The sequence below is a fragment of the Limosilactobacillus sp. genome, from assembly GCF_022482365.1.
GTDB lineage: Bacteria > Bacillota > Bacilli > Lactobacillales > Lactobacillaceae > Limosilactobacillus.
The window spans coordinates 1,376,100-1,388,184 of the sequence record NZ_JAKVPE010000001.1; the positions used below are offsets into that span (position 1 = coordinate 1,376,100).

14 protein-coding genes are annotated in these 12,085 nt (G+C 49.7%); 8 read left to right on the top strand and 6 right to left on the bottom strand.

What is annotated here, in order from left to right; all coding sequences use genetic code 11:
* Positions 1 to 56: 56 nt before the first annotated feature.
* Positions 57 to 455, bottom strand: a complete 399-nt coding sequence (locus LKE23_RS06425; protein ID WP_291976522.1) for an iron-sulfur cluster biosynthesis family protein — start codon at positions 453 to 455, stop codon at positions 57 to 59.
* Positions 456 to 625: 170 nt separating this feature from the next.
* Between LKE23_RS06425 and LKE23_RS06430 the strand changes: the two genes are divergently transcribed.
* Both LKE23_RS06430 and LKE23_RS06435 read left to right on the top strand, forming a co-directional pair.
* The gene (locus LKE23_RS06430; protein WP_291976523.1) at positions 626 to 1,717 is read left to right on the top strand and encodes an FRG domain-containing protein; all 1,092 of its coding nucleotides are present in this window, start codon (positions 626 to 628) and stop codon (positions 1,715 to 1,717) included.
* Between the two features lie 112 nt (positions 1,718 to 1,829).
* Entirely contained in the window at positions 1,830 to 2,690 is an 861-nt protein-coding gene (locus tag LKE23_RS06435; protein ID WP_291976524.1) for an alpha/beta hydrolase, read from the top strand.
* A gap of 142 nt (positions 2,691 to 2,832) precedes the next feature.
* On the opposite strand, the gene LKE23_RS06440 is transcribed toward LKE23_RS06435, so the two are convergent.
* Entirely contained in the window at positions 2,833 to 3,723 is an 891-nt protein-coding gene (locus LKE23_RS06440) for a 3-hydroxyacyl-CoA dehydrogenase (RefSeq protein ID WP_291976525.1), read from the bottom strand.
* A gap of 260 nt (positions 3,724 to 3,983) precedes the next feature.
* Here LKE23_RS06440 and LKE23_RS06445 point away from each other — a divergent pair, with 260 nt between their 5' ends.
* The 3 genes from LKE23_RS06445 to LKE23_RS06455 all read left to right on the top strand — a co-directional run bounded on the left by LKE23_RS06445 (position 3,984) and on the right by LKE23_RS06455 (position 7,328).
* The gene (locus LKE23_RS06445; protein WP_291976526.1) at positions 3,984 to 5,474 is read left to right on the top strand and encodes a PucR family transcriptional regulator; all 1,491 of its coding nucleotides are present in this window, start codon (positions 3,984 to 3,986) and stop codon (positions 5,472 to 5,474) included.
* A gap of 111 nt (positions 5,475 to 5,585) precedes the next feature.
* Positions 5,586 to 6,716, top strand: a complete 1,131-nt coding sequence (locus LKE23_RS06450; RefSeq protein WP_291976173.1) for an IS30 family transposase — start codon at positions 5,586 to 5,588, stop codon at positions 6,714 to 6,716.
* A gap of 96 nt (positions 6,717 to 6,812) precedes the next feature.
* Complete coding sequence (locus tag LKE23_RS06455) at positions 6,813 to 7,328, top strand: hypothetical protein (RefSeq protein ID WP_291976527.1); 516 nt, start codon at positions 6,813 to 6,815, stop codon at positions 7,326 to 7,328.
* Positions 7,329 to 7,369: 41 nt separating this feature from the next.
* Here LKE23_RS06455 and LKE23_RS06460 read toward each other — a convergent pair whose 3' ends face one another.
* From LKE23_RS06460 to LKE23_RS06475, 4 genes are all read right to left on the bottom strand, one after another.
* Positions 7,370 to 7,690 (bottom strand): MazG-like family protein, encoded by a 321-nt coding sequence (locus tag LKE23_RS06460; protein WP_291976528.1) that lies wholly within the window; start codon positions 7,688 to 7,690, stop codon positions 7,370 to 7,372.
* A gap of 43 nt (positions 7,691 to 7,733) precedes the next feature.
* Complete coding sequence (locus LKE23_RS06465) at positions 7,734 to 8,834, bottom strand: hypothetical protein (RefSeq protein WP_291976529.1); 1,101 nt, start codon at positions 8,832 to 8,834, stop codon at positions 7,734 to 7,736.
* Positions 8,835 to 8,836: 2 nt separating this feature from the next.
* Entirely contained in the window at positions 8,837 to 9,283 is a 447-nt protein-coding gene (locus LKE23_RS06470) for a GNAT family N-acetyltransferase (protein ID WP_291976530.1), read from the bottom strand.
* 212 nt (positions 9,284 to 9,495) lie between these two features.
* Positions 9,496 to 10,152 (bottom strand): NAD(P)H-binding protein, encoded by a 657-nt coding sequence (locus tag LKE23_RS06475; protein ID WP_291976531.1) that lies wholly within the window; start codon positions 10,150 to 10,152, stop codon positions 9,496 to 9,498.
* A gap of 159 nt (positions 10,153 to 10,311) precedes the next feature.
* Here LKE23_RS06475 and LKE23_RS06480 point away from each other — a divergent pair, with 159 nt between their 5' ends.
* Genes LKE23_RS06480 through LKE23_RS06490 form a run of 3 tightly spaced genes read left to right on the top strand, consistent with a single transcriptional unit; the run spans position 10,312 to position 12,081 of the window.
* Positions 10,312 to 10,773 carry a winged helix-turn-helix transcriptional regulator gene (locus LKE23_RS06480; protein WP_291978334.1) on the top strand — a complete coding sequence of 154 codons (462 nt, stop codon included), beginning with the start codon at positions 10,312 to 10,314 and terminating at the stop codon, positions 10,771 to 10,773.
* 11 nt (positions 10,774 to 10,784) lie between these two features.
* On the top strand, positions 10,785 to 11,609 hold the full coding sequence (locus LKE23_RS06485; protein WP_291976532.1) for an exodeoxyribonuclease III: 825 nt from the start codon (positions 10,785 to 10,787) through the stop codon (positions 11,607 to 11,609).
* Positions 11,610 to 11,664: 55 nt separating this feature from the next.
* Positions 11,665 to 12,081: an Rrf2 family transcriptional regulator gene (locus tag LKE23_RS06490; RefSeq protein ID WP_291976533.1), complete on the top strand. Its 417-nt coding sequence runs from the start codon at positions 11,665 to 11,667 to the stop codon at positions 12,079 to 12,081.
* Positions 12,082 to 12,085: the final 4 nt, after the last annotated feature.

Below are 12,085 nucleotides of genomic sequence, written 5' to 3' on the forward strand. Positions count from 1 at the left end.
CTATCTGACTGTATTATACCAAAAAGGCCGCCCTCCATTTGGAAGGCGGCGCGGCTTTAGCAGTCATGAGTTCCGCTATATTCGGTGGTGACCGGCTCGGTCAGGTCGACAACTTCCAGGTTCTCGGTCAGCGTCCCCTTCGTCGGGCTAACCAGCGGCATGGTGAAGTACTTCGGGTTGAAACGGACCTCCATCTGGTTTTCAAACTGGATGTTAGCGTAAGGCTCGCTCTTGATCCAGACGTCGCCAATGTTGGAAGTCACCCGCTCGTCAAAGTCATGCAGATCGGCGCCCTGGTTGACGAAGATCAGGCGGTAATTGGCGTCCAGGCTGCAGTTGCCGATGGCGGAAAAGGGCCCCACCCCGTCGTCGAAGTCCAGGACAATTTTCTTCCCCGGGCGCAGGTACTTGGCGATTCGTTGCTTGGCTTCAGCGGTAAAAGTTAATTGCTTCATCAGCGCTTCCTCCTCATTTCTTACTAATTGTTAGTTTACGCTTTTAGCGAGAAAATCAAACTAATCTGCTCAGGCGGCAAATGCGTCTTCCCACCTTGTGAATTTCGTTCTATACTTTGGGCAAAGGATTCGAACGCAATGATCAGCAGACACCAAAGGGGAAGAGTACGATGATTCATGAAATTAAGACCGTCTCAAACTACATTGAAGAGATTGAAAAACTCATTAACAGTAAAAAGCACAACTACTATTTCCGTGGGCAAGACGACGCCTTCTCCAACACCCTTCCCGCGGTTTTCCGCAGTCGCAAGCTCCTCGACAACGAGGATAACCTCTTCAACGATTTCTTGATGACCGACCCACAGCTCTTCGAGAAGTGCCGAACAAACTTTGAGCGGCTCGCGTTGATGGAGCACTATCACTTGCCGACGCGACTGCTCGACGTCAGCAGCAATCCCCTAATCGCCCTGTTCTTTGCCGTGAAGGGCGGTCAGGGGAACGGTGAGGTCTACGTCTACAAGGACCAGCCCAACCGCGATAAGCTGGCAAAGATGCTGGATCACCAGGGCTGGCCCCACCTGATTGCGGAGTACGACGCCAAGATCGGCTCGACCTACCACAATTACTTTAAGAAAAACGCCTTTTCCAACGAAATGCAGCTGGAGTCTTCCCTCGCCCGTCAGTCGATGGCCGACAAGAGCTCCTTTTTCCAAACCATCAAACACTTCTACGAGTTGGATGATCAATACATCGCCAAGCAGCATAAGCTTTGGAGTCAGAGCTATTTCAGCTACTTCGAGGATGACGCGGCCAGCCACTTTATCGACTTCAAGCGGGACCTGCAGACGATCCCCTTCCTGCGCCTGTTTGAAGAAGCCAAGCGGGACATCCCCAGTTTTGCCAATAAGCTGAACCCGCTGGAGCTGATTGTCCCAAAGATTGTTAACAGCACGCGGATGAGTCGCCGGATGGAAAACCAGCAGGGCCTCTTCCTCTTCGTGCCCTTCATCGGCGACGAGTATGACCAGTCGGTGGCGATTGACTACGCCGAAGTCGAGCACCGTGCCCAGCTGGCGATCGATGTCTTGAGCCTGTATAACCATGACCATCCCGACGAGAAGGAGAAGTACATCATCCCCGTCCAGTACAAGCACGGCATCCTAGACGAGTTGGCCAAACTCGGCATCGACTCCAGCTTCATCTATCCCGAGGACCATACTAAAAAGGCCGAATTGATCAAGAATAAGTACCTGGAGCTATAGGCAGGGCGCATGACCGGCGATTCGAGATGGGCATTTAACATTTTGTCCGGCACACCCTAGAATGGGGCTAACTAATCAGATCAATCCTGATCTCGGAAAGGGAGCCCTTTTCATGCGTCGTCGTTTTGCTATTCTTACCATCGTTGTCATCGCCGTTGCAATCGGGGGCCTGGCTGCCTGGCACCGCGCCCGGGCAGCTAAGCAGTTCGTTCAATCAAGCGTTCCCACCATCTTCGTCCACGGTTGGGGCAGCAGTGCCAATGCCGAAGCCAAGATGACCCACGCCGCCAAGCGGGCTGGGGTCACCGAGACAATCGTCCGGGCCAACGTTGCCAAAAGCGGCAAGGTGACGTTTAACCGCACCATCCCGGCGCACGCGATCAACCCGATCGTTGAGGTCAACCTGGCCGACAACAAGCTGAGCGCCTACAAGCACGACTATGTCACTGGCTACAAGCACGGCGGCACCTACGTCAAAAACGTCGTCCTGGCGCTGGAAAAACAGCACCACTACGCCGCCATTAACCTCGTCGGCCATTCGATGGGCAACCTGGAGATCATCAACTACATCAACGATAACGTCAACAATGACCGGCTGCCGAAGATCAACCACCTCGTCGCGATTGCCGGCCACTACAATGGCTTTGTCGGGCAAAAAACTGCTACCAGCAGGGTCGATCCCCAAACTGGCAAGCCAACGCGCGAGGATGCCAGCTTCAAGCCGCTCCTGAGTCTTCGCCAGACCTTTCCCACCAACACGCGGGTGCTGAACATCTACGGCGACATGAAGGACGGCTCACATTCCGACGGCGACGTCCCGGTTAATTCGGCCAAGACGCTCAAATACCTGGTCGCCGGTCGCGCTAGGTCCTACCGGGAAGTGGAGATTAAGGGCAAGGACGCCCAGCACAGCAAGCTCCACAACAACGATCAGGTCAACCGCGAACTGGTCAACTTCCTTTGGCGCAAATAATTTTGAAGCGTTGCAAAAAAATCAGTTAACCAAAAAAATCGGATGATGAACCATGTCGGCTCGTCATTCGATTTTTAAGATTTACGAGAATACTAATTTTATACAGATATCCTTCTATTTGATTTTGGCCAATCATCCTTGATTAGGCCTCCAAAAAATTAGGATCAGCAAATTCTGGGTGTGGATAATGATAGAATCCCTGACCAGATTCTTGACCGAAGTGCCCAGCAGCGGCCATTTCTTTCAGTTTTGCATCGATTTCCTTATAAACTTCATTATGCGTCATCGCATAGAAGTTCTCGACCATCTGTAATGAGGTCCGAACGCCTACTTGATCCAAAATCATAAATGGGCCCAATGGTGACTCTGTCGAAATCATCCAATCTTTATCAATCGTTTGTGGATCAGCTACATTTTTAACCCAAAGCTGCAACGCTGAGGAGAGAAGCGGAACTAGAAGAGCATTTAAAACATAGCCGTGCTGTTCCTTATGCAGCTCAATCGGCACCATCTTGATTGCCTTAGCAAAATCAACAACCTCCTGATAGACTGTAGGATCAGTCTGGACCGTCCCCATAATTTCTGCAACATTATGACGCCAAATCATATTGGCAAAATGCATGTGGAGATACTTTGCCGGCCGGTCAACATAGTCAACCAGCTGGGAAGGAACAAAAGTTGATGAGTTGCTAGCAAACACAGTCTTTTTAGGAGCAGCAGCCGATAGTTCCTTATAAAATTCTTCCTTAATTGCCAAAGATTCAGGAAGAGCTTCGATTACATAATCGGCATCCTTTACAGCATCATTAAGATCAGTTGTAACATTAACAATATTGTCCATTCCGGCCTGAAGTTCTTTATCGCTTAATTTCAGATCATGCTTGTAGCTTGGCTCTAATGCAGTTAGCCTCTCTTTCACAGATTCAATATTGTGATCATAAATGGTAACTTTAAACCCGCTCAGTGCAGTCTGATACGCGATTTGACTGCCTAACACACCAGCACCAGCAATTGTAATATTAGAAAATGCCATAAAATCATCCTCCCAGATTGTAGTAGCCATAGCATACGGAAATTCTACTAACAAAATGCATTGTGCCCTAGTTCCATGTTAATTATCGATAACCAGGAGCCAGTAATCGAATCCTTTTTACTTTCCATTATGCTTGTTTGCTTCTGGATAAACCGCTTTCGGCTACGGTTTTATTGTACTAAAATTAGAAGAATGGAAATAGATTTCTTTGCACAATCATTCACAATATCGTTGTGCACGCTGCACATTCTGGAGGAATTATGAAATTCACTAAACTTGTTCATCAACTGCGGAGCCAGCTAAAGATTCGTCAAATAAAATACGGTGCTAATGCTAATGTCTATCAACTACACTTAGGAGTCACTGGGCAGCAACACTTGGGAAGTGTCAATTTGCTTAAAAAACATTCCCATTTCTACCTCGTTAATGGCAACGATTGTGCAGAAATTTTTTGTCCCAGTACCATAGCGGAGAGTGCAGATTATTCAAAGTTCGATGATTATCAATGCCATATCGTCAACATTATTAACCAACTTTTTCAGCAAGAGCAGCAGGAAAATACTCATATTCTTGAAGCACTTACTTCATCATTTCGCGAGTCCAGTATTGAACAGGTTCTTAACCAGCTGGCGCAAAAACTAAATAACTCACTCTTAATTATGAGCTCTAACTATCAGATTATTGCCTACTCAACTCAGTTTGGTCTTCCTCCTGCACCTTGGTGTAATGTTATTAAGCAGGGGTATTCGGACGATAAAATTATCATGCAAATCAGCCGCTCCATTAGCCTTCCATTGCTTGCTGCTCATCAGCCATACAAAACCTCCATTACCAAGGGAGAAGAGCTAGTTATTAATCTTTTTAATCAGGGAAACTTAATTGCTTTTCTAGTTCTTTTTAACGATCAACACCCAATCGATGACGACCAACGAGCCTTGCTCACTACGGCCGCTATATTTCTTAAGCAGCGCCTCCTTGCTGCCGGTTTAATCAACAATTGGAATTCACAATGGGAAGATTCACTAATTGAACTACTGAAGAACGATCGTTTTGACAGCATTCCGGCAATTCTTAATAAGCACCATCTGACGTTTCCAGCAGAACAAGCACTGTTATTTTGCCAATCGACTGGAGATCGCCCTCTATCGTTTCTCAAAATGGCCCTCCAGCATCTCCTTGTTAAAGAGTTTGGTTCAGCCTTAACCTCAGTTTATGAAGGACGAGTTGTTAGCAATTTTAAGTTGCCAATCCGGGAACTACACTGTTCTGTCACTGAAAAAAAGTTAACCAAAATTGCCAAGCAACTGAAAATTACTATGTTAGTTACCAACCCTTTTAACGATCTTAGACAAATTCATGATATGTATCAGCTCGGTTTAACGGGATGCCACCTGCTGACAATCAATCAACCAGTCGAATTTCTTTATCGACATCAGTTGCTACTGCTCTCCACCATTTCGCAGGACAAATACCATTTGTTGATCGATCCAGAGATAGAGCAATTAAAACAATATGATATCCAGCATCGAACCGCACTCTTGCCCACATTGGCAACGTTAATTAAATATAATGGTCAAATCCAAAAAGCTGCTGCCGCACTCTATGTTCACCGCAATACCCTAACTAATCGTATCAAGCAAATTGAACGGATTAGCGGCTATAATCTAGCAAACTATGCTGACCTTTTTGCCATTAATTTTTCCTTACAGCTCAGCAATATTATTAAAAATAATCCTATAAATGGATGGTAGATTATAGAATGAAGTTAGCCACCCAGTTGGTGGTAAATAAAAAACGCCATTCGGCGTGACATCAGGTATCATATTAAGTGAACCAAACCTATATGAAAGGATGTCCGTCAAATGACGCACTTAAATGATACCATGTCTACTATTTTATTGACTACTCATAAAAAGAATGCTCATCTTACTAAAGAAGAACGTGTGATGATTGCGACTTTAAAGTCGCAAGGACTTTCCAATCGCGCAATTGGTCGCCAATTAGGAGTTAATCATCAAACAATTAATAACGAGCTCAACCGTGGTACGGTCCGCCAACTTCGTCGTCAAAAATCTAATGGTAAGATTTACGAATATTCTTACTACATCTATAGTTATGAAGCTGGTCAGGCCACATATCTTGAACATCACCGCCATTCTGGTCGTCGTCGCTTATATTATTCTTCAAAGCAATTTTTACGATTAGCTGATCAGCTAATGCTTGGTGAGTTTGACGACCACCATTACTCCCCACAAGCGGTTATTTATAAGGCTCGAGATTTAATGAATGATGGCACCCTGATCCCAAAGTCGGTTGTAACTTTATATCAATGGATTAATGAGGGTGTGCTTCGTACGTCCAATTTAGACCTCTTTGAAAAACCTAAACGTAAGCATCATCAAACTCATCCGCAAGCTAAAAGGTGCTTAGGGCCTAATATTGCTCAACGACCTCAAACTGCGGACCAACGGTCCGAAATTGGCCATTGGGAACTGGATACAGTTCAGGGACAGAAAAACGGTAATGACAGTGTTGTACTAGTAATGACTGATCGCCTTTCACGAGTTAATATCACGAGTAAAATTGCTGGTAAAACTGCGCATGCAGTAAATCAGTTCTTTATAAATTTGCGCCAGAAAATGGGCACAGATGCTTACTATCGCATTTTTAAGACAATAACCTCTGACAACGGTTCAGAATTTAGTGAGTTAACACAAGTTCACGATCATGTTTTCTATGCTGATCCGTATTCCCCTTGGGAACGTGGATCCAATGAGATCAATAACCGGTTTCTCCGCAAGGAGATTACCAAAGGTGAAGCTATAAATAACTATAGTAGTGCTCAGATCATAGCGACTAATGATTGGATGAATCACTATCCACGAGCTATGTTTAATGGACATTCGTCAATGGATATCTATCGTAAGGCCTTCTACCAAGAGATATCACAGCTCCATCAACCAATAATCAATTGGTCAGTATTATTTATTTGAGTCCAGTGGCTAACTTATTCTTGAAATTTAGGTCCTATAAATGGATAACGACCAGGTCACCGTAACAGTAAAGTAAAATGGAAGGAGGTCATTTAATTGAGACGATTTAGAAACATACTAATAACAATCACGATAATAATAACGGAGCTGGTAATCGCCGGACACGGCCAGGCCGCAACCCTGAAGCAGCCGCGAAGCCAAACCTACCAGGTCACCTACATCAACGCCAACGCCTACCAAACCAAGCACCAGTACGCCCTCTTCAACCGAGCCGGCCGGGTCGCCTACGTCAACGTCGAGGATTTCGACCAGTCCGGCAACCCGTTCGTCGATAGCAAGGCAACTAAGGAGCAGGCCCGGGCACCCCAGCTCCTGCAACGCTACGTTTCCTCGGCCACGGCTCTCAACCGGGTGGCGACGCAGCGTGGCTTTCAAGTCCGGGCAAACCATCGGGTGCGGATCCACAACCAGCTGATCACCCAATCGGCTACCGGCAAGGTCAGTCAAGTCACCAGCACCGGCTTCACCATCACCTACCCAACCAAGTCAAAGGTGCCCTACGCCACCGTCCAATTCAAGCTGGCCCCAGATAAGTACCAAGTTAAACACTGACGAAAACAACCCACGACCACAATCTGTCGTGGGTTGTTTTTTTACTCTAAGTGCCAGCGCTTCTTCAGCTTGTCCTCGCTGAATTGCAGCAGCTCTTCACCACTGACGCCGTACTTATCAGCCAAGATCAACACCTGGTCGATGATGTCGGCCATTTCCTCGCGGAGGTTGTATTCCTTCTCGGCCGTCGTCGCTGCCGCCTCCCCGGGATGGGAACGGCCGATCTCAATCGCGCGGACCGCCCGCGCTAATTCGCCTTCCTCTTCGGTGATAAAGTTCATCCGCCATTCCGGCGACAGTTCGTACCAGTGCTTGCTGCGGTAAAAGTCGCGCAGCCAGCGCTGGTGATCGTTAATCAGCATTGCAACCACTCCTTTGGGCCTATTATACCCCGGGAGCGGGCGATTAATAGGCCTGGATCAGATCCTGAATTGGCAGTGCGGTGGTCCCCGTTACGATCTTGGGCGAACCACCCCCGTTGACCTGACCGAGCGCCTGAAACTTTGCCAGGACGTCCCGCGCCTTCCCGGCTGGTGAAATAATCGCAAAGCTAGTTTGCTGATTGAGTTTGGCAACCAGCAGCTTGTCGGTCTTCACCTGCCGCAGCAGTTGCGGTGCCAGCATCGACATGTCACCGGCGCTGTCAATTTGGACCTGGCTGACCGGTTGATCTTCCTCTAGAATTTGCTTGAGCTTAAAGGCCAGCAGCTCCTTTTTGAGGACCTTCACCTGCTTTTTAAACTGCTTGTTTTTGGCGGCCAGTTCCTGGATTCCGGCGGTGACCTGATTTTCCTTCACACTGAGCAATTTGGCCGCCTGCTTCAGCTCCTGGTCATCCTGCTTCAGGCGGTCGTTGGTCACCAGGTTAGTCGTGATGAAGATCTTGGTCCCGGCCGAAACCCTGGCCGTGCCGAGGATGACAAAGCTCTGGAGCTGGCCGGTGTGATTGACGTGGCAGGTGCCACAGGGTTGGATGTTGATATCGCCAAAGTGGACCAGCCGGACCTGCGAATACTTCTGGTAGGCAGGATCGGGGTAGTCACTGCCAGCGACGTAGGTAAACGTGGTAGGGATGTCCTGGTGGATGACGTCATTCATCCACGCCTCGACGTCCGCCAACTCCTCTTCACGGACCTGCTTGGCGTCGACGATGTACCATTCGTTGTGCGGGTTGGCGTTCACCTCAACGATCCTGGCGTCCTTGTCGGCATAGTAGCCGTCGAGGAGGTGAAAGGCACTCTGCACGGTCGTGTTGATCCAGCGCGTCCGGGCATCGACCTGCATTTTGATCGGATCATGAAGCTCGCCGGCCACCTTATGATAGAGGGTGTCCCCGTCCCACTTCAGGTCGACTACCGGCAGACCATTGATCGTCCCGCGATCGGCCAACTGCCCGCCCTTCTCGCCGTAGAAGACGGTCTCGTCAAAGGCGTAGTAGTCGTCTTTTTCGTCTTTGATCTTGGTCGTGCAGGTTAGCTTTTCGAAATTATCATAGTTCTTGTTCATTATTAGTCTTCTCCTTTCAAAACCATGTCAAGATGTGGAATATTATCTTCCAAATAGACCGCCGAAATCGGCCGAAAGCCAAATGATTCATAGAATTTCTGCAGATAGGCCTGGGCTTGAATCTGGATCGGTTCCCCCGGAAAATGCTCCTGGGCGACCGCAATCGTTTCCTGGATCAGCCGCCGACCATAATGGTGCTTCCGGTATTGCATCGGCACCAAAACCCGACCAAAGCTGATTTGGCCGTCCGCCCGTTGGTAAATTCGCGTGTAACCCACCAGTTGCCCCTGGTCGGTTTGCAGCTGAAGATGGAGGGCATGGTAGTCGTCAGCATCGACCTCCTGGTAGGGGCAATGTTGCTCGACCACGAAGACCTTAATCCGCTCCTGTACCAACCGGCACCATTCCCGTGCACTCATTTCATCAAGCGTCTTCACTTCAATTTTCATCCAAAAAACCTCCTAGTACGCAAAAAGCACCCAACCCTATTTCTCTTTCGTTCGAAAGCCCTAACGAAATAAGGTTGAGTGCTATTATTCCCAGTTCCGGGGAACCAGGTAGCGTATTTATTTGTTGCTAGTAATCTAGCACAATTAAGTATGGATGTAAACGTTTGGAATCAAATTCTGCTCAATAAACTTTCGCCAATCTACTCTCAATCCTAGTACCAGGCCGGTTTGTCGCCGTCCGTTCCCGGCTTGTCGACCCCGAAGTCCTTGCGTGCATACGGTGCCGGGTCGTTGATGATCTTGGCCACAAAATTACCGATCGACTTCCGTGAAACCTCGGTTCCCTTAAAGGCCTCACCACGCTCCGTGGTCTCGTAGTCGACCTCGTTCTTGTTGGTCAGCCAGGCCGGGCGAATAATCGTGTAGTCCAGGTCGGAGGCGGAAATCACGTCCGCGGCCTTGCGGTAAGTGCCGAGGTAGCTGTCCTCCTGACCGCCACCGAGCTCGGCGTTATTCCATTCGCCGAACTTGCCGGGTACTTCGTCGTAGATTCCGATCGATGAAATCCAGATCAGCGGCTTTACGCCGTGCTTATCCATCGCCGCCACAATGTTCTTGGCCTGTTGCTCGATCTCCGGACTGCGCAGGTTAGCATAAACGATGTCGGCTTGGGCAATCGCCGCGTCCAGTTCCGCCGTCTTCAGGGTATCGCCCTTAATCACCGTTTCCCGGTCCTTGTCAACGTGTTGAAGGTGCTGCGGGTGCCGGGTGTAAAGCAGCAGATGGTCGTTCCCATTTGTCAGCAAGGCATCAATGGCATGCCCGGCAATCTGGCCAGTCGCTCCGAGGATCAATACTTGTTTGGTCATTTTAATTCCCCCTATTCGATTTCTTACGGTTTCTAGTATAGGCAGTTGTAAAACTTATTAAAAGTAAGCACTTTACGGTAAGATAGTTACCCAGCGGTAAGATTTACCTGGCCTGGGGGTAGTTGACGAAATTAAATTTTTTGACCAAAGCTTGCTATAATGGACTTAGCATTTCACAAGGAAGGTGAACAGATGATGGAGAAAATGTTCAATACCGGTGCCGACTACGCCCTCTCAATCATCGGCGGCAAGTGGAAGCCGGTGATTCTCTACCTGCTGGCGGGACATCCGCGACGGACCGGCGAACTGGTCAAGCAGCTCGGCACCTCCTACAAGGTTTTGACCGACCAGCTACGCGAGCTCGTCGACGCCGGCATCGTGACCCGCAAAAGCTTCAACACCATCCCGCCCCACGTTGAGTATCGGCTGACCGACGAGGGGGAGAACCTCTACGCCGCCCTGCGCTACCTCAACTACTGGGGCGAACGGCGGGCCGCGGACGAGGATGGCGTCAGGATCATGTGCACCAACCAGATGAAGAAGGTTGGCGACGACGGCCTCTGCGTCGTCACCAAGCGCCACCTCAACCATTGGAAACAAGAAATCGTCAGCCAAGACTAAGGAGTACTTTTATGAAATTAATCAGTTGGAATATCGATTCACTCAATGCCGCCCTCACCGGAACGTCCGAGCGGGCCGGCGAAACCCGGGCGGTCCTCAAGAAGATTGCGGCTGCCACACCGGACGTCTTTGCCATCCAGGAAACCAAGCTGCGGACGGACCCGACCAAGAAGCACCGCGAGGCCCTCGCCGAAATTTTTCCCGACTACGAATACGTCTGGCGGTCTTCGGAGGAGCCAGCCCGGAAGAGTTACGCCGGCACCATGTATCTTTACAAAAAGGACTACCAGCCCAAGGTGACCTACCCGACCATCGGCGCCCCATCGACCATGGACCAGGAAGGCCGGATCATCACCCTGGAATTTCCGGACTTCTACGTCACCGAGGTCTACACGCCCAACTCCGGCAACGGATTGAAACGGCTGGCCGAGCGGCAAATCTGGGACGATAAGTACCGCGAATACCTGACGGGGCTGTCGAAGGACAAGCCGGTCATGGCCAGTGGGGATTTCAACGTCGCCCACGAGCCGATCGATCTCGCCCATCCAAACAGCAACCACCACTCCGCCGGTTTCACCGATGAGGAGCGGGAACACTTCACCAAGCTGCTGGCGGCCGGCTTCACCGACAGTTTCCGCAAGCTCTACCCTGACAAAGCCGGCGCCTACTCCTGGTGGGCCCAGCGCGCCGTCACCAGCAAGCAGAACAACTCCGGCTGGAGGATTGACTACTGGCTGGTTAGTGACCGGATCGCCGATAAGATTCAGGAATCCACGATGGTCGACACCGGCAAGCGCCGCGACCACGCCCCGATTGAGCTGAAGATTGACCTTTAGAAATGTCTATCTAGCTCTTGCTCCCGCCTTAGTTAATTATTAAAATAGGATCATTATGAGATACTCTTACAAATTCAGCGACGCCATCCACCTCTTGGCCTACCTGGTGGTTCACGAAGGTGGGGACTGCTCCAGTAAGGCAATTGCAGCCAGCATCGAGGTCAATCCCAGCGTGGTCCGCAAGTTGATGGCCGACCTGCATCACGCCAACATTATTGATACCCAGACGGGAAAAGCGCGCCCCAGCCTGGCCCGGCCGGCCAATGAAATTACCCTCTTCGCCGTCTTTTGCGCCATCCAGATGGACCACGAGCTGCTGCATGTCGACCCGGCCACCAATCCCCAGGAAAAGGTGGGGCAACGAATCCAGCCCGTTTTGAGCCATTACTACGCCCAGATCCAGGACGCCGCCACCGCGGAAATGCGGCGAATTACTATCGATGACATCGTTCAGCAAATCAACCACAAATAGCATC